At 55.2% G+C, this 18202-nt stretch carries 15 protein-coding genes, 2 tRNA genes and 3 rRNA genes; 1 reads left to right on the forward strand and 19 read right to left on the reverse strand.

Features of this window, described 5'->3' with window-relative positions; genetic code table 11:
• Positions 1-46: 46 nt before the first annotated feature.
• The 16 genes from RE428_RS18305 to RE428_RS18380 all read right to left on the reverse strand — a co-directional run bounded on the left by RE428_RS18305 (position 47) and on the right by RE428_RS18380 (position 14978).
• Positions 47-676, reverse strand: a complete 630-nt coding sequence (locus RE428_RS18305; RefSeq protein WP_004583386.1) for a glutathione S-transferase N-terminal domain-containing protein — start codon at positions 674-676, stop codon at positions 47-49.
• Positions 677-790: 114 nt separating this feature from the next.
• The gene (locus RE428_RS18310; protein ID WP_004583387.1) at positions 791-1549 is read right to left on the reverse strand and encodes a cytochrome c1; all 759 of its coding nucleotides are present in this window, start codon (positions 1547-1549) and stop codon (positions 791-793) included.
• Positions 1549-2781, reverse strand: a complete 1233-nt coding sequence (locus RE428_RS18315) for a cytochrome b (RefSeq protein WP_004583388.1) — start codon at positions 2779-2781, stop codon at positions 1549-1551. Before RE428_RS18315 ends, RE428_RS18310 begins: the two co-directional genes overlap by 1 nt.
• Positions 2781-3377: a ubiquinol-cytochrome c reductase iron-sulfur subunit gene (gene petA / locus RE428_RS18320; protein ID WP_004583389.1), complete on the reverse strand. Its 597-nt coding sequence runs from the start codon at positions 3375-3377 to the stop codon at positions 2781-2783. Before petA ends, RE428_RS18315 begins: the two co-directional genes overlap by 1 nt.
• A 243-nt stretch (positions 3378-3620) precedes the next feature.
• Positions 3621-4013 carry a 30S ribosomal protein S9 gene (gene rpsI / locus RE428_RS18325; RefSeq protein ID WP_004583390.1) on the reverse strand — a complete coding sequence of 131 codons (393 nt, stop codon included), beginning with the start codon at positions 4011-4013 and terminating at the stop codon, positions 3621-3623.
• Between the two features lie 12 nt (positions 4014-4025).
• Entirely contained in the window at positions 4026-4454 is a 429-nt protein-coding gene (gene rplM / locus RE428_RS18330) for a 50S ribosomal protein L13 (protein ID WP_004583391.1), read from the reverse strand.
• A gap of 205 nt (positions 4455-4659) precedes the next feature.
• Positions 4660-5421 carry a TatD family hydrolase gene (locus tag RE428_RS18335; RefSeq protein ID WP_004583392.1) on the reverse strand — a complete coding sequence of 254 codons (762 nt, stop codon included), beginning with the start codon at positions 5419-5421 and terminating at the stop codon, positions 4660-4662.
• Positions 5422-5440: 19 nt separating this feature from the next.
• A complete protein-coding gene (prfC, locus tag RE428_RS18340; protein WP_004583393.1) occupies positions 5441-7021 on the reverse strand; it encodes a peptide chain release factor 3 in 1581 nt (526 codons plus the stop codon).
• A gap of 132 nt (positions 7022-7153) precedes the next feature.
• The gene (locus RE428_RS18345; protein WP_004583394.1) at positions 7154-7813 is read right to left on the reverse strand and encodes an energy-coupling factor ABC transporter permease; all 660 of its coding nucleotides are present in this window, start codon (positions 7811-7813) and stop codon (positions 7154-7156) included.
• Position 7814: 1 nt separating this feature from the next.
• Entirely contained in the window at positions 7815-8306 is a 492-nt protein-coding gene (rimI, locus tag RE428_RS18350; RefSeq protein WP_004583395.1) for a ribosomal protein S18-alanine N-acetyltransferase, read from the reverse strand.
• The gene (locus tag RE428_RS18355) at positions 8306-9115 is read right to left on the reverse strand and encodes a hypothetical protein (protein WP_004583396.1); all 810 of its coding nucleotides are present in this window, start codon (positions 9113-9115) and stop codon (positions 8306-8308) included. The genes rimI and RE428_RS18355 overlap by 1 nt, the downstream gene beginning before the upstream one ends.
• Positions 9116-9445: 330 nt before the next feature.
• A 5S ribosomal RNA gene (rrf, locus tag RE428_RS18360) occupies positions 9446-9561 on the reverse strand.
• A gap of 94 nt (positions 9562-9655) precedes the next feature.
• A 23S ribosomal RNA gene (locus tag RE428_RS18365) occupies positions 9656-12548 on the reverse strand.
• Positions 12549-12946: 398 nt separating this feature from the next.
• Positions 12947-13022 (reverse strand) — tRNA-Ala (locus RE428_RS18370).
• 94 nt (positions 13023-13116) lie between these two features.
• Positions 13117-13193, reverse strand: a tRNA-Ile gene (locus RE428_RS18375).
• A gap of 244 nt (positions 13194-13437) precedes the next feature.
• Positions 13438-14978, reverse strand: a 16S ribosomal RNA gene (locus RE428_RS18380).
• Together the 16S, 23S and 5S rRNA genes with 2 tRNA genes alongside form the textbook arrangement of a ribosomal RNA operon.
• Positions 14979-15122: 144 nt before the next feature.
• On the opposite strand from RE428_RS18380, the gene RE428_RS18385 reads away from it, so the two are divergent.
• Positions 15123-15404, forward strand: coding sequence for a hypothetical protein (locus RE428_RS18385; protein ID WP_004580721.1), 282 nt, complete (start codon positions 15123-15125; stop codon positions 15402-15404).
• A 213-nt stretch (positions 15405-15617) separates the two neighbouring features.
• Here RE428_RS18385 and pssA read toward each other — a convergent pair whose 3' ends face one another.
• The 3 genes from pssA to ilvN all read right to left on the reverse strand — a co-directional run bounded on the left by pssA (position 15618) and on the right by ilvN (position 18200).
• Positions 15618-16457 carry a CDP-diacylglycerol--serine O-phosphatidyltransferase gene (gene pssA, locus RE428_RS18390; protein ID WP_004580720.1) on the reverse strand — a complete coding sequence of 280 codons (840 nt, stop codon included), beginning with the start codon at positions 16455-16457 and terminating at the stop codon, positions 15618-15620.
• A gap of 152 nt (positions 16458-16609) precedes the next feature.
• Positions 16610-17626 (reverse strand): ketol-acid reductoisomerase, encoded by a 1017-nt coding sequence (ilvC, locus tag RE428_RS18395; protein WP_004580719.1) that lies wholly within the window; start codon positions 17624-17626, stop codon positions 16610-16612.
• Positions 17627-17708: 82 nt separating this feature from the next.
• Positions 17709-18200: an acetolactate synthase small subunit gene (gene ilvN, locus RE428_RS18400; protein WP_004580718.1), complete on the reverse strand. Its 492-nt coding sequence runs from the start codon at positions 18198-18200 to the stop codon at positions 17709-17711.
• Between the last annotated feature and the right edge of the window lie 2 nt (positions 18201-18202).

Consider the following 18202-nt stretch of genomic DNA (forward strand, 5'->3'; position numbering starts at 1 on the left):
GTCTGACATAGAGTCTCCCGCTTGAACTCGAGTTGTCGGCCGTTAATCAGCTGCGAATATCTTCTTCGATATCCGACAGGCTTGCCTTGAAGCCCTCTCGCTGGAACAGGCGCTCCATGTACTTCACGAGAGGCTTAGCCTGTTTCTCCGACAATTCGATGCCCAAGGCTGGAAGACGCCAGAGGATCGGGCCGATACAGCAATCGACGATAGTGAACTCTTCGGACAGGAAGTACGGCATTTCGCCGAACAGCGGCGCCGTTGCCAGCAGGCTTTCGCGAAGCTCCTTGCGGGCTGCATCCGACGCTTTTGCGTTGGGCTGCGCCAGGATCTGGTCGACAAGGCCACACCAGTCTTTCTGAATGCGATGAATCATCAGACGACTGTTGGCACGAGCAACCGGATAGACCGGGAGCAGCGGCGGATGCGGGAAGCGCTCGTCCAGATACTCCATCATGATGTTCGGCTCGTAGAGCACCAGATCGCGATCAACCAGGGTCGGTAGCGCGTTATATGGATTCAGGTCGGAGAGCTCCTCCGGCGGATTGTCAGGATCCACGTCAACCACGTCGACCGTAACACCCTTCTCGGCAAGAACAATACGCACCCGATGGCTGTAATGGCTGGCCGGATCGGAAAAAAACGTCATTGATGACCGCTTGGTCACAACGCCCATAGAGCTACTCCACGATTACACAGACAGAGAGATGAAAAGACAGAACGCAAGCGCCCAGTGAACGAGATACCTCACCCACTGGACACTTCGCAGGGCAGGATTATACCTGATTCTTTAGTGTACGTCTTTCCAGTACTCGCGATTAAGCAAGTAGGCGAAGACGAAGAAAATCGCGATAAAGATCAGGACAAAGATACCCAGGCGCTCCCGCTCGAGCTTGACCGGATCGCCCATGTACGACAGGAAGTTCGTCAGGTCGTACATCGCCGTGTCGAATTCCGCTGGCGTCATTGAACCTTCACTAGCCCACTCAGGACAGACAGAGCCGTTGACCACGTTACCGCTGAGCGGATCAACGCTCGCTCCGTGCCCGATGTGCGGCTCGACGGCACAAAGCCCCTGCATTCCAACCAATACGTGAGGCATGCCGACGTTGGAGAAGACCACATTGTTAACCCCCAATGGGCGGGACTCATCCTTGTAGAAGCCACGGAGGTAGGAGTATATCCAGCTCTCCCCACGCAAACGGGCTTCCAGAGTCAGGTCAGGTGGCGGATTGCCAAACCAGGCTTGAGCCTCTTCCTTATTCATACCGATCTTCATCAGCTCACCAATTTTGGCACCCGTGAAGATGAGGTTTTCTTCATAAAGCTCTTCAGGGATGTCCAAATCCTCGGCGACGCGCTTGTAGCGCGCGTACTCCATGGAATGGCATCCCATACAATAGTTCGTAAACATGGCCGCGCCCCGCTGAAGCGAAGCCTCGTTACTATGATCCGGCTCCATGTGATCGAGAGGAACGCCGGCACCGCCTGCGGCCAGCCCCAAAGCTGGCAGGCACAACATGAAAAGACCAACAATCAGTTTTCTCATCAGCCTGTCACCCTTTCCGGAACTGGTTTTGTTTTCTCCATCCGCGTATAGAACGGCATCAGGATGAAGTAAAGGAAATAGAGCGTTGTCAGGACTTGGGCCAACAACGTGCGTCCTGCCGTCGCCGGCACGATACCCAGATAGCCCAAGATGACGAAACTGATGACAAACAGAGCCAAAGCGATCTTGCTCAGCATGCCCTTATACCGGATCGAGCGCACCGGGCTCCGATCCAGCCAGGGCAGCACGAAAAGGATGGCAATCGCGGCCCCCATGACAACCACACCCCAGAATTTGGCCGGGAGCCCGAACAGATCGACGGTCACAGCACGCAACATGGCGTAGAAAGGGGTGAAATACCAAACGGGCGCAATATGTTCAGGCGTCTTGAGAGCGTTAGCCGGTTCGAAATTCGGCTTTTCAAGGAACAGCCCCCCCATCTCTGGGAAGAAGAAGACAACGATACAGAACACAAACAGGAAGACAGCCACACCAACCAGGTCATGCACAGAATAATACGGGTGGAACGGAATACCATCTTTCGGGATACCGTTTTCGTCCTTGTTCTTCTTGATATCGATGCCATCAGGATTGTTCGACCCCACTTCGTGAAGCGCCAGGATGTGAAGCACAACCAGACCCAACAACACGATCGGCAAAGCGATAACGTGCAGTGCGAAGAAGCGGTTCAGCGTGATGCCTGAGATCAGGTAGTCACCGCGAATCCAGAGAGACAGGTCGTCGCCGATGACAGGGATCGCACCAAACAGGTTAACGATGACCTGAGCGCCCCAGTAGGACATTTGCCCCCAAGGAAGCAGGTAGCCCATGAACGCTTCCGCCATGAGCACCAGGTAGATCAGCATCCCGAAGATCCAGATCAGCTCACGCGGCTTCTGGTAGGAGCCATACATGAGGCCGCGGAACATGTGGAGATAGACCACCACAAAGAATGCCGATGCGCCGGTCGAGTGTAGATATCGCAGCAACCAACCCCACTGGACGTCACGCATGATGTACTCGACGGAAGCGAAGGCGCCTTCCGCCGATGGGTTGTAACTCATGGTCAACCAAATACCGGTCACCAATTGGTTGACCAGCACCAGCAACGCCAGGGAACCGAAGAAATACCAGACGTTGAAGTTCTTGGGCGCGTAATACTTGCCCAGATGCTTGTTATAGGCATCTACGATCGGCAGGCGATCATCAATCCACTGAATGAGCTTTTGCATTACGCGGCCTCCGGATCAAGACCGACCGTTAATGTAGCGTCGGAGTCATAGCGATAGGGCGGCACTTCCAGATTCAGTGGAGCTGGTTGACTCTGGTAGACGCGACCGGCGAGATCGTAATGGGAGCCGTGACATGGGCAGAAAAAGCCGCCCAGCCAGTCCTGACCAAGGTCCGCGGGGGCGACTTCAGGACGATAGCTCGGCACACAACCCAAATGAGTACATATACCGACAAGCACCGCGATTTCGGGCTTAAGTGAACGATAGATACCCTCAACGTATTCCGGCTGCTGAGTGGTCGTCTCGGACTGCGGATCCTTGACCCGATCGTTCAACTTTTCGATGTTCTGGAGCATTTCGTCAGTACGCCGCACAATCCAGACAGGCTTACCCCGCCATTCGACCGTTATTTGCTGGCCCGGCTCAATCTTGTCGATATTAACCGAGACCGGCGCACCGGCTGCTTCAGCTTTTGCACTAGGATTCCAAGATGCTACGAAGGGCACGGCCGCACCAATAGCGCCGACTCCCCCCACCACGGAGGTGGCACCGATCAAAAATCGGCGTCGGCTTTGGCTCACGTCGCCATTATTCATTATGGTTTTCTCCATCAGGCGATGCGAGGCAACGCACAAAGTCACGCCACACATCGAAAAGGTCTTCATCACCCTTAAAATTGGTCGGGCAAATGGTAAATAAATTACCATATCCTTACAAGTCGGAGAGCCGCGCTATACGGCGGCCCCACGCTCCCCGCAGCGTATTGGGAACGCTTTTCATTCAGACACAAAAAAGCCCGGTAAAAACCGGGCTTTTGAGCGCATTCGAGAGACCTCGAATTAACGCTTGGAGTACTGAGGACGCTTACGCGCTTTCCGCAGACCCACTTTCTTACGCTCGACGCCCCGTGCATCACGGGTAACGTAACCGGCACGACGTAGCGCCGGACGCAGGGTCTCATCGTAATCCATCAGGGCACGCGTCAGACCGTGGCGAATCGCGCCAGCCTGACCGCTGGTACCACCGCCTTCAACGGTGATCTTGATATCGAAACGCTCCTGGGACTCGGTCAGAACCAGCGGCTGACGAACGATCATCTGCAGGGTCTCACGACCAAAGAACTGCTCGATCGTACGATTGTTAATGGTGATGTTACCGCTACCCGGCTTGATAAATACGCGCGCCGTAGAAGTTTTGCGGCGACCAGTACCGTAATTTTGTGCTACAGACATATTCGCCTTCCGTTAAATGTCGAGTTCTTTGGGCTGCTGGGCTGCGTGCGGATGCTCAGCACCGGCATAGACTTTCAGCTTCTTGAACATGGCACGACCCAGCGGGCCCTTCGGCAGCATACCCTTAACGGAGTGCCCAATAACCTGTTCAGGCGCCTTGTCGATCAACTTCTCGAAGTTGATCTCACGAATACCACCCGGGAAACCGGTGTGGTGATAGTATTTTTTCGCAAAAGCCTTCTTGCCGGTCACGCGAACCTTGTCCGCGTTGACCACGACAATATAATCACCCGTGTCGACATGAGGGGTGTATTCAGGCTTGTGCTTGCCCCGCAGACGAAGGGCGATTTCAGTTGACAGACGACCCAGCGTCTTGCCGGCTGCGTCCACAACGTACCAGTCACGCTTTACGCTTTCTGGTTTCGCACTCAGAGTCTTCATTGATTCCGCCTTGTAACGCTTAAAACGAACGTTAGAGGCCACCACTACCCAACGCATAGCGTTCAGTGGAGACCTTCGACCTAATATTTGGGTGGCGTTGCATCATTCGGGGCTGAGATGATTACATCGCCTTGAAAAGCCAGGGCGCGAAGTATATAGCAACAGCACATCCATGCCAAGCCCTGCTTGTGCAGATTTTGGTCACCTACCAGCCGTAAAGTCGATTTACATTCGCCAGCAATTGCTCGGCGATCCTCGCCTCAGGCTCGGGACGAATGTCACATAACGCCTTAAACACAGCGAGGATGTTCAACGGCGTGTTTTCGCCCTTTGCGACGCCCTCAGGCGGCATGTCCGGCGCATCGGTTTCCAGAACCAGACACTCGAGCGGAACTTCAGTAACGGCGCGGCGGGTCTTACGGGCGCGAGCATAGGTAATAACACCCCCTATACCCAAAAGGCAGCCTGTATCGACCAGCGCTCTGGCCTGCTCGGGACTCCCGGAGAAACCGTGAATCAGCACCCTCTCGTCAAAGGCCTTCTTGCGGAGAACGGCCCCCACCTCGTCGTTCGTCCGTACCGAATGTACCACGAGCGGCATCTTCAGCGATTTGGCGAGATCCACCTGCGCCTCGAACCAGGGCATCTGGCGATCAAGCTCACCATGGAGCCGATCCAACCCGCACTCGCCTATGGCCACACACTGGCTGGATCTATCGACCAGACGCTCTCGAAGCCGCTCCAGATCCCCATCCTCGTGCTCGTCGACATACCAGGGGTGGGTCCCCAGGCAATAGTACAACGCCGGGTTTCCGGCTACCGTCTGGGCAACCCGGGACCAAGTGGCCGCGCGCACTCCGGGGATCACAATACGTTCGATACCCTGCTCCCGACATGACTCGACAATACGGTCACGGTCATCAGCGAATTCCGGATAGTCCAGATGGCAATGGGCATCGACCAGCATGAGTGTCCTCCGGCGACGGTCAGTGCTCCCGTGTCTTGTTGAAGCGAACGTCCGGGTAGCGCTCCTGAGCCAGTTGTAGATTGACCATGGTGGGGGCGATGTAGGTTAGCCGGTCGCTGCCATCCAAGGCCAGGTTGTCGTAGGCCTTGCGCTCGAACTCGTCCAGCTTCTTCTCATCGTCACAGGTTACCCAACGGGCCGTTGCAACGTTGATGGGTTCGTATACCGCATCGACCTTGTATTCACTTTTCAGCCGACTGACTACAACGTCGAACTGCAACACCCCAACCGCTCCCACGATCAGGTCGTTGTTCTTCATGGGGCGGAATACCTGGACAGCCCCCTCCTCTGACAATTGCACCAACCCCTTCTGCAACTGCTTGGCCTTAAGCGGATCCTTCAGGCGGATACGACGAAACAGTTCGGGCGCAAAGTTGGGGATACCGGTGAATTTCATATCCTCGCCAGCAGTAAAGGTATCGCCCAACTGTATGGTGCCGTGGTTGTGCAAGCCGATAATGTCGCCGGCGAAGGCCTCCTCGGCCTGCTCTCGATCACCCGCCATGAATGTCAAGGCATCGGCCACACGGACATCTTTACCGATACGCACGTGGCGAGTCTTCATACCCTGGCTGTACTTGCCGGAGACTATACGCAGGAAAGCCACGCGGTCCCGGTGCTGGGGGTCCATATTCGCCTGGATCTTGAAGACGAACCCAGAGAAACCCTCTTCCGTCGGCACAACCTCTCGCGTATCCGTCGCCCGCGGTTGGGGCGAGGGCGCCCACTCCACCAGACCATCGAGCATGTGGTCTACGCCGAAGTTACCGAGCGCTGTGCCAAAGAACACAGGAGTTAACTCGCCACTGAGGAATGCATGCAGGTCGAACTCGTGGGACGCCCCTTTTACCAGCTCGATCTCATCCCGCAGGTCCTGCGCATAGGCACCGATCGCCTGATCCAGCTCAGGATTTTCGAGACCACTGATGACCCGTCGTTCCTGGATGGTATGTCCCTGACCGGATTGATAAAGCACTACCTCATCGCGCAAAAGGTGATAAACACCCTTGAAATTCTTGCCCATGCCGATTGGCCAAGTGACCGGCGCACACGCGATTTTCAGAATATCCTCAACTTCGTCCATCAATTCGATCGGATCGCGAGTGTCCCGATCCAGCTTGTTCATGAAGGTCAGGATCGGCGTGTCGCGTAGACGCGTCACCTCCATCAGCTTGATGGTTCGCTCCTCGACACCCTTTGCGCTATCGATCACCATCAGGCACGCGTCAACCGCGGTCAGCGTACGATAGGTATCTTCGGAGAAGTCCTCATGGCCCGGCGTGTCCAGCAAGTTGACCAGTTTGTCGGAATACGGGAACTGCATGACGGACGTCGTCACCGAAATGCCCCGCTCCTTTTCCATCTCCATCCAGTCCGATTTCGCGTGCTGCCCCGATTTCTTACCCTTGACGGTGCCGGCTTTCTGCAGGGCCTTGCCGAACAGCAGGACCTTTTCTGTGATGGTGGTTTTACCGGCGTCCGGGTGCGAAATGATCGCAAACGTCCGACGCTTTTCGATTTCCGCAGAAAGCGTGGTCATAGTGTAAACAGCCTGATTTGACGCAAATGGAATGGAAAGCGCGCTATTATAAATTCTGACGGTCGTCGACGCGAACCCCTTAGCGATGCGACCCCTGACATTCTTCGTGCAATCACAGATTCTGGTTCCCACTTACAGATACCGACTCTCATCCAGAGTCAGCAGACGCTGAGGGTGGAACACCATCAGGCCGGATATTACCGTGCCGTTGATGAAGGCTTCCGGTAGCATGATTAATGGCAGGTAACGAACATACTCATGCAACAAGGTATCCCAACCATAGACACCGGCAATCCATAGCACCATCACCATCGTCATGCCTGCCGAAGCCACTGCGATAGCAGCCCCGAAAAAACCACAGAAAAAGAGGTAAGCGAAGAAGTTATGGAAGCCCCTGCTGCGCTCCCACAGCATAATGCCGTAGCTGACGAATGCCGGGATAGAAACGGTGACGATGCCGTTAATTCCAAACATCGCCAGAGACTCGTCACCCAAAATACTGGTAAACAATAAGGCAATCAGGCCGGCGAGGATGGCAAAGGCCCAGCCAAGCATCAGGGTAACGGCGGTAATACCCAAGATATGGATCGTTAAACCCGGCGACAGGCCGGCACGAATCTGCCAAACCAGCGTTAGTAGGATGATGGTTGCAAACAGACTGTGCTGGAGAGCCCTCTCGACAACTAGCTGCGCCCAGTCGGCCTGCCAGATAGCCAGACCTATTGCGACTATCAACAGGACGTTCATCGACCACAGCCAGCCTGCACCAATCAGATCAGGCGTCAGCCCCACGTCAATGCTCCTTCATTGAGTCCAGGGCAAAAACCAGCGCATCTTCCCGCTGCTGCACACCCGGGTAGTAGCCCGGACGCTCGCCAATCATTTGGAAACCTTCAGATTCGTAGAGCGCTATCGCCGGCTCGTTGGAACGCCGCACCTCGAGAATCAAGCGCACCATTCCTTCATGGAAAGCGGCTCTAACCAGAAAACGAAGCAACTGTCGACCGACGCCGGAATTCCGATGTGCACGACCAACACAGAAATTGAGCAAGTGTGCCTCGTCAAAAAGATGAGCCACAACGGCATAAGCCTGAAGTTCACCGATTTCAGTATGCGCCCAAAGTCGATAGTCGGGCCTGAAGCAATCGCGGAAAACCCTTTCGCTCCAAGGGTGGGAATAGCCCCCACGCTCTATCTCAAGAACGTGGTCCAGGTCGCTCATCTCAAGCGGGCGAATGTTCCGGGAAAGCTGGCCGATATCGACGTAGGGTCGACCGCGAGGCATTATTGCCCTCCAAGAAGCTGCTCTTTCAGTAGATCCCAAAGGTACTTCTTATTCCGCGGGTCTGCTGCTAGTGCGGCCAGCCCGTGCTCGCCGCATACGGGTTTGTCGGCGAGCCAGGAAACCAGGGCTTGATGCTGTTGTTCTGTTTCAGCCAGAGGACCGAGCGCGACAAATACACGGTCTCCTAATAAGTCTTCGTCGATACGATTCAGCAAATAACCCAGATCCTTGCGGGCATTCTTCATGACCGCCGGATTGTTGAAGATCGGCCATACCAAGCGCCTCTGGTCGCTGACACCTGCGCCAATAGCCCTCAGGATGTTGGTCGCCAGTTGTGCCTGGAGTTCTTCGCTAATATCCGTTGAAAGAGAACTCACCAGACAGTGACGATCAGAAACCCAAAAGCCCAAGTCCAGCCTCGCACCATCAAGCACTGCCAGACGGTCGTCGACCGCCGCTTCGGCTTCATTTCGAATTTGCGGTTGCAGTGACGGCTCGACCGGCTTCGATTCTGGCACCGGCTCGGACTTCTCCTCCAATGAAGGCTCGAGCTCCTTCGGCGAAGACTGCCCTCCAATACTTTTCAATAGGTCCCGCACATTCCCCTGAGCCGCAGCCCTATCTTCAGCCGAGCGCTTCACAGTTGGCGCGCTTCTTACAACCTCCGGGGCAGGCTCAGGCTGTTCTGATTCCGGCTCGGAGAAATCAAAGTCCGGCGATGGGGCGGCACCGGGTAACGGATCTCGTGCATACCAGAGATGGACGCCCATCTGGGAGAGGTAAAACTGGCGTTCCGCTTCTGTGGTCATGAGGATCCGGGTTTCTGGTGGCCTGAGATATCAGGGTATCTGTGATTTCAGGGCAGAGTATACTGCATTGGGGCGGGGGTTGTTTATGGGGCTGGCTGCTTGACCACGGACCGGTCATATAGGCTGTTCGATTCGGAGGTGCCTGGTACTGGCAGCCCTTTGGACTGCAGACGACGCCCCCGGCCCGAAGCGAGACGCTTCGGGCGTCCTTACCTGAGCGAGCCGTGGTCGCTCGGCCTGGCGGCGTCGGTGCGGATAGCCGTAGGTCGTCCTTTCTTGCAGGCAATAAAAAACCCCAGCACGTTGCCGTACTGGGGTTTTGGATTGGGAGCCTGACGATGACCTACTCTCGCATGGGCAGAAGCCACACTACCATCGGCGCTGGTCCGTTTCACTGCTGAGTTCGGGATGGGATCAGGTGGTTCCGGACCGCTATGGTCGTCAGGCAAAAAGGTTGACCACTGGGTGGGACAAGATTGCGCGAGCCGAAGCTCAGCTGAAGCGATTTCCTGCGTTATCCGCAGTTGGCTTGGGTGTTATATAGTCAAGCCGCACGAGCAATTAGTATCGGTTAGCTCAACGCCTCGCAGCGCTTACACACCCGACCTATCAACGTCCTGGTCTTGAACGGCTCTTCAGGGCCCTCGAGGGGCCAGGGAGATCTCATCTTGGAAGGGGCTTCCCGCTTAGATGCCTTCAGCGGTTATCCTGTCCGAACATAGCTACCGGGCAATGCCACTGGCGTGACAACCCGAACACCAGAGGTTCGTCCACTCCGGTCCTCTCGTACTAGGAGCAGCTTTCCTCAAATCTCCAACGTCCACGGCAGATAGGGACCGAACTGTCTCACGACGTTCTAAACCCAGCTCGCGTACCACTTTAAATGGCGAACAGCCATACCCTTGGGACCGGCTTCAGCCCCAGGATGTGATGAGCCGACATCGAGGTGCCAAACACCGCCGTCGATGTGAACTCTTGGGCGGTATCAGCCTGTTATCCCCGGAGTACCTTTTATCCGTTGAGCGATGGCCCTTCCATACAGAACCACCGGATCACTATGACCTGCTTTCGCACCTGCTCGACCTGTCCGTCTCGCAGTCAAGCGGGCTTGTGCCATTACACTAACCGTACGATGTCCGACCGTACTTAGCCCACCTTTGTGCTCCTCCGTTACTCTTTGGGAGGAGACCGCCCCAGTCAAACTACCCACCACACAGTGTCCTCATCCCCGATCAGGGGACCAAGTTAGAACCTCAAACAGGCCAGGCTGGTATTTCAAGGTTGGCTCCACGATGACTGGCGTCACCGCTTCAAAGCCTCCCAGCTATCCTACACAAGCATGCTCAAAGTTCACTGTGAAGCTATAGTAAAGGTTCACGGGGTCTTTCCGTCTAGCCGCGGATACACCGCATCTTCACGGCGATTTCAATTTCACTGAGTCTCGGGTAGAGACAGCGCCCCCATCGTTACGCCATTCGTGCAGGTCGGAACTTACCCGACAAGGAATTTCGCTACCTTAGGACCGTTATAGTTACGGCCGCCGTTTACCGGGGCTTCGATCAAGAGCTTCGCACGAATGCTAACCCCATCAATTAACCTTCCGGCACCGGGCAGGCGTCACACCCTATACGTCCACTTTCGTGTTTGCAGAGTGCTGTGTTTTTAATAAACAGTCGCAGGGGCCTGGTATCTTCGACCGGCTTCGGCTCCACCCGCAAGGGGCTTCACCTACACACCGGCGTGCCTTCTCCCGAAGTTACGGCACCATTTTGCCTAGTTCCTTTACCCGAGTTCTCTCAAGCGCCTTGGTATTCTCTACCTGACCACCTGTGTCGGTTTGGGGTACGGTCTCCCGTGACCTGAAGCTTAGAAGATTTTCCTGGAAGCAGGGCATCAGTAACTTCCCGCCCAATGGGCGGTCGTCATCAGGTCTCAGCATTAAGGGCCCGGATTTGCCTAAGCCCTCTGCCTACACCTTTAAACCGGGACAACCGTCGCCCGGCTTACCTAGCCTTCTCCGTCTCTCCATCGCAGTCACGCGAGGTACGGGAATATTAACCCGTTTCCCATCGACTACACCTTTCGGTCTCGCCTTAGGGGCCGACTCACCCTGCGCCGATTAGCGTTGCGCAGGAACCCTTGGTCTTCCGGCGTGCGGGTTTTTCACCCGCATTATCGTTACTCATGTCAGCATTCGCACTTCTGATACCTCCAGCAGACCTCTCGATCCACCTTCACAGGCTTACAGAACGCTCCCCTACCCCGCATACAATGTATGCAGCCGCAGCTTCGGTAACCAGTTTGAGCCCCGTTACATCTTCCGCGCAGGCCGACTCGACTAGTGAGCTATTACGCTTTCATTAAAGGGTGGCTGCTTCTAAGCCAACCTCCTAGCTGTCTTCGCCTTCCCACATCGTTTCCCACTTAACTGGTATTTAGGGACCTTAGCTGGCGGTCTGGGTTGTTTCCCTTTTCACGACGGACGTTAGCACCCGCCGTGTGTCTCCCGGATAGTACTCACTGGTATTCGGAGTTTGCATCGGTTTGGTAAGTCGGGATGACCCCCTAGCCGAAACAGTGCTCTACCCCCAGTGGCATTCGTCCGAGGCGCTACCTAAATAGCTTTCGGGGAGAACCAGCTATCTCCGGGCTTGATTAGCCTTTCACTCCGATCCACAAGTCATCCCCTGGCTTTTCAACGACAGTGGGTTCGGTCCTCCAGTGCGTGTTACCGCACCTTCAACCTGCTCATGGATAGATCGCCCGGTTTCGGGTCTATGTCCACCGACTAAATCGCCCTATTCAGACTCGGTTTCCCTACGGCTCCCCTAGATGGTTAACCTCGCCACTGAACATAAGTCGCTGACCCATTATACAAAAGGTACGCCGTCACACCCGAAGGTGCTCCGACTGCTTGTACGCATACGGTTTCAGGATCTATTTCACTCCCCTCACAGGGGTTCTTTTCGCCTTTCCCTCACGGTACTGGTTCACTATCGGTCAGTCAGGAGTATTTAGCCTTGGAGGATGGTCCCCCCATATTCAGTCAACGTTTCTCGTGCGCCGACCTACTCGATTTCACTAAACTCAGGTTTCGGATACGGGGCTATCACCCACTATGGCGGCACTTTCCAGAGCCTTCTCCTACCAGTTGTCTAGCTTAAGGGCTAGTCCCCGTTCGCTCGCCGCTACTGAGGGAATCTCGGTTGATTTCTTTTCCTCGGGGTACTTAGATGTTTCAGTTCCCCCGGTTCGCCCTGTACACCTATGAATTCAGTGCACAGTACCTGGCCGAAACCAGGTGGGTTTCCCCATTCAGAGATGCCCGGATCACAGCTTGTTTGCCAGCTCCCCGAGCCTTATCGCAGGCTTCCACGTCTTTCATCGCCTCTGACTGCCAAGGCATCCACCGTATGCGCTTAGTTGCTTGACTATATAACCCCAAACCAACTGTTTAATCTTCGTCTGAAACCGTCATGCCGCGCTGCAGTCTTCGTTCAGTCAGTTACATACGTGTGTATGCGCCTTCCTTCACTCAGCCTGCGCCTTGCCTGACGCCTTCAGCCTCGATTAAACCTGCCGGCAGCCTTTTGTCCTGCCAGCGGTTGATCCAAGATTAAGCAACCCAACGATTAACACCGGATAACGCTTGAAATCGCTATCATTGGATGGGCCATCTCGGAGATAAAGAGATGATCCATCCGGCTTGCAATCTTGTCCGCATTGTTAAAGAGCATGTCTGACCCAGTGATCAGAAAGAAGGGCTTCCGATTGTCATCAATCCGAAACGCTTGTTTCTGCACACTGACCGAAGCCAGGTCTTCGTAAAGTTGGTGGAGCCAGGCAGGATCGAACTGCCGACCTCCTGCGTGCAAGGCAGGCGCTCTCCCAGCTGAGCTATGGCCCCAGTAAAGCTGCCAAGAATTTTGTGAGGCAAGGCATCAAAGTGCGCCGCATAGCCTGCTATGCAAGTACTTCGATAACGCCGCATCACGAAATTCTGGTGGGTCTGGGTGGACTTGAACCACCGACCTCACCCTTATCAGGGGTGCGCTCTAACCACCTGAGCTACAGACCCGGTTTTGCTTGTCTTCGGCTCACCTGGTCTGCGTTGTGGTCTTCGCTCAGTCGGTCACGTACGCGTGTACGCTCCCTTCTTCACTCAGCCCACGCCTTGCCAGCTGATCCGAATCCGGCGCTAAACCCTGAGATACCCTCAAAGCTTAACCAAACCGACATCGGGTCTGCATTAGACCCTTATGCTCTCTTATCCATTGACCAAGTAATTCGTGTGGGCTCTGACCGAAGCGTTCGGCTTCGTTTAAGGAGGTGATCCAGCCGCAGGTTCCCCTACGGCTACCTTGTTACGACTTCACCCCAGTCATGAACCACACCGTGGTGATCGTCCTCCCGAAGGTTAGACTAACCACTTCTGGTGCAATCCACTCCCATGGTGTGACGGGCGGTGTGTACAAGGCCCGGGAACGTATTCACCGCGACATTCTGATTCGCGATTACTAGCGATTCCGACTTCACGCAGTCGAGTTGCAGACTGCGATCCGGACTACGACGCGTTTTAAGAGATTAGCTTGCCCTCGCGGGTTCGCAGCCCTCTGTGCGCGCCATTGTAGCACGTGTGTAGCCCTGGCCGTAAGGGCCATGATGACCTGACGTCATCCCCACCTTCCTCCGGTTTGTCACCGGCAGTCTCCCTAGAGTTCCCACCATCATGTGCTGGCAACTAGGGATAGGGGTTGCGCTCGTTACGGGACTTAACCCAACATCTCACGACACGAGCTGACGACGGCCATGCAGCACCTGTGTTTGGGTTCCCGAAGGCACCCTTCCATCTCTGGAAGGTTCCCAACATGTCAAGGCCAGGTAAGGTTCTTCGCGTTGCGTCGAATTAAACCACATGCTCCACCGCTTGTGCGGGCCCCCGTCAATTCATTTGAGTTTTAACCTTGCGGCCGTACTCCCCAGGCGGTCGACTTAGTGCGTTAACTGCGCCACTAAGACTTCAAGAGTCCCAACGGCTAGTCGACATCGTTTACGGCGTGGACTACCAGGGTATCTAATCCTGTTTGCTCCCCACGCTTTCGCACCTCAGTGTCAGTATTGGTCCAGGTAGCCGCCTTCGCCACTGGTGTTCCTTCCTATATCTACGCATTTCACCGCTACACAGGAAATTCCACTACCCTCTACCATACTCTAGCCTGACAGTTCGAAATGCCGTTCCCAGGTTAAGCCCGGGGCTTTCACATCTCGCTTATCAAACCACCTACGCGCGCTTTACGCCCAGTAATTCCGATTAACGCTTGCACCCTCCGTATTACCGCGGCTGCTGGCACGGAGTTAGCCGGTGCTTCTTCTGTGAGTAACGTCAAGGCGAGCCCGTATTAGGGACCCACTTTTCCTCCTCACTGAAAGTGCTTTACAACCCGAAAGCCTTCTTCACACACGCGGCATGGCTGGATCAGGGTTGCCCCCATTGTCCAATATTCCCCACTGCTGCCTCCCGTAGGAGTTCGGGCCGTGTCTCAGTCCCGATGTGGCTGATCATCCTCTCAGACCAGCTACGGATCGTCGCCTTGGTAGGCTCTTACCCCACCAACTAGCTAATCCGACATAGGCACATCCAATAGCGCAAGGTCCGAAGAGCCCCTGCTTTCTCCCGAAGGACGTATGCGGTATTAATCCGGGTTTCCCCGGGCTATCCCCCACTACTGGGCAGTTTCCTATGCATTACTCACCCGTCCGCCGCTCGTCAGCGGGGAGCAAGCTCCCCCTGTTACCGCTCGACTTGCATGTGTTAAGCCTGCCGCCAGCGTTCAATCTGAGCCATGATCAAACTCTTCAGTTTAAATCATACGGGATCCGAAAATCCCAAATCATGCTCAAGACAAAACTCAATTTCGACGAGTCACTGTCTCGATATTTCGTTGCCGAAATACCTCAGCCAGCGCCCACACGAATTACTTGGTCAACTTTTTAAAGAGCTGGGCCGTTGCCCGATCAAGGCCGCGTATTCTACAGCGAACCGCCACCTTGTCAACCGTTTATTTTTCCGCGTTTCGCGACTTCCGAAACCGCCGAAAACCTCCCGGCTTTACCTCATCAAGGTGGCGCGCATTTTACGCTGAACCGCCGCCTTGTCAACCGTTATTTTGAAGAACCTGAACTCAAATACTTCAAAGAAAACAAACGGTTGCCTTTCGACTCCCGGCCCGCCTCAGTGGCGTGCCCCTCGAAAGAGATGCGCATTCTACAGACCCCACCGGACCTGTAAACCCCTTTCTCAAACTTTTTATCGAATGTCTCGGTTTTCCGAAACGAGTCGTTTAGAAGATAACCAAAAACACGACCAAGTCGATCAACAAACAACCAAGAAGGCCTTATATGTATGTGATGACGGCGACTTGAGTTTCAACCCTGAAAAGAAGAAACGGGGAAGGGCAAAAGTAGCGTCGCCCCGGCATCCGGGGCAACGCCCTACCAGGCATTAATCTTTGTTGGTGTCAGCACCTTCTGCAGCCTGAGGACGCGGCCTACGCACCTTGCGAAAAAGGGCGCGAGCAGGGCCAGAAAGGCCATAAACCAGGAAACCAGCAAAAAGCACCGTTCCCGGGTCCAACGTGACCACGACAAAGACGAGAACCACCACCAGGATGGCCGCAAACGGAACGCGCCCTTTCAAGTCGAGATCCTTGAAACTGCGGTATAGAATGTTACTGACCATCAGCACGCCCGCGCCTCCGACCACCAAGACCGTCATCGCCTTGAGCCAGAACTCGGGCTCCACGCCCTGGAAGCACCAGACCAGACCAGCCACCACTGCAGCCGCAGACGGGCTGGGCAAACCCACGAAATATTTTTTGTCGACTGAGCCAATCTGCGTGTTGAAACGAGCGAGGCGTAACGCAGCGCCGGCGACATAGATGAAGGTAATCGCCCACCCAAACTGGCCAAAGCTGTTCAGCGACCAGAAAAAGGCAACCAGTCCCGGCGCCACCCCGAACGCTACCATGTCGGCCAGACTATCGTATTCCTCGCCGAACTTGCTCTGGGTGTTGGTCATCCGCGCAACGCGCCCGTCGAGACCATCAAGCACCATGGATACGAATATCGCGATGGCTGCGTTCTCGAACATACCGTTCGCAGCGGAGACCATGGCAAAAAAGCCGGAAAAGAGTGAGGCTGTCGTCAGCAGGTTGGGCAAGAGGTAGATCCCCTTCCTGCGAACGCGTGCGCCCTCGACGACCTCTTCTTCGACCACCTCACCTTCGCGAAGCGCTTCTTCTGCAGATACCGAGTTATCGTCAGTTCGGTTAGTCTTACTCATTCGGCTCGATTCCTGAAAAACATACAACGGGCATTATAGACGATTAAGGGGACACATCCGTCAAGCCGGCCGCCAACACTGGTTACGAAACAGTCACCTATAAACGCAAAAACGCGGCCCGGAGGCCGCGTCTTGAAGAACGCATCCGAAGATTAGTTCTTTTCCTTGTCCACAATTTTGTTCGCCGAGATCCACGGCATCATGGAACGCAGCTTTTCACCAACTGTCTCGATGTCGTGCGCCGCATTCAAGCGACGACGCGCGGTCATGGACGGGTAGTTGGTGTTACCTTCCTGAATAAACATCTTGGCATACTCACCACTCTGGATACGCTTCAGTGCGTTGCGCATCGCTTCGCGGGATTGCTCGTTGATGACTTCCGGACCGGTAACGTACTCGCCGTACTCCGCATTGTTGGAGATGGAGTAGTTCATGTTGGCGATACCACCTTCATACATCAGGTCGACGATCAACTTGAGCTCATGCAGACACTCAAAGTACGCCATCTCAGGCGCGTAGCCCGCTTCGGTCAGAGTCTCGAAACCGGCCTTGACCAACTCAACCGCGCCGCCACACAGAACTGCCTGCTCGCCGAACAGATCAGTCTCGGTTTCATCCTTGAAGGAGGTTTCGATGATACCGGTACGGCCGCCACCGATAGCGCTGGCATAAGAGAGGGCGATGTTCTTGGCGTTGCCGGACGCATCCTGATGGATTGCTATCAGGTCCGGAATACCGCCGCCGCGGGCAAACTCAGTACGAACCGTATGGCCTGGTGCCTTCGGCGCCACCATGATGACGTCGAGGTCAGCACGGGCAACGATCTGGTTATAATGAACGTTGAAGCCGTGAGCAAAGGCAAGCACACCGCCTTTCTTCAGGTTCGGCTCAATCTCGCTTTCATAGATAGCCTTCTGGTTCTCGTCCGGTGCCAACACCATGACGATATCCGCTTCCTTGGAAGCTTCGGCAACACTCTTGACGACAAGACCTGCACCCTCTGCCTTGGCAGCAGAAGAAGAGCCCTCGCGAAGCGCAACGATAACATCGACACCAGATTCTTTCAGGTTGTTGGCATGCGCGTGACCTTGTGAGCCATAACCGACGATCGCCACCTTCATGCCCTGGACGATGGAGAGGTCACAATCTTTATCGTAATAAACCTGCATAACTTTCCCCTGTTACTTATCCGGCCCTTCGCGGCCGAGATTCAATGAATGATTTCAATCAGATACCGAGAGCTTTTCCTGCTCAGATACTGAGAACTTTCTCGCCGCGCGCAATGCCGGACACCCCGGAGCGAACCACCTCGAGCACGCCAGTCGTACCGACCGCCTGAATGAAGGCATCAAGCTTGTCGCTATCGCCCGCCAGCTGCACGGTATAAACCGTGCTGGTGACATCGACGATCTGACCCCGGAAGATATCGACCGTACGCTTGATCTCAGCACGCTGGGATCCGCTCGCCTTGAGTTTGATCAGCATCAGCTCGCGTTCGATATGCGCACCCTCGGTGAGGTCCACCAGCTTGACCACCTCGATCAGCTTGTTGAGCTGTTTGGTGATCTGTTCGATGACGCGATCTGAACCGGTCGTGGTGACAGTCAGGCGAGAGAGCGTCTCGTCTTCGGTGGGTGCGACGGTCAGGGTCTCGATGTTGTAGTTACGCTGGGAAAACAGCCCAACCACACGAGACAGCGCACCGGGCTCGTTCTCAAGCAATACAGAAATGATGCGACGCATGG

The organism is Marinobacter nanhaiticus D15-8W, assembly GCF_036511935.1.
GTDB lineage: Bacteria > Pseudomonadota > Gammaproteobacteria > Pseudomonadales > Oleiphilaceae > Marinobacter_A > Marinobacter_A nanhaiticus.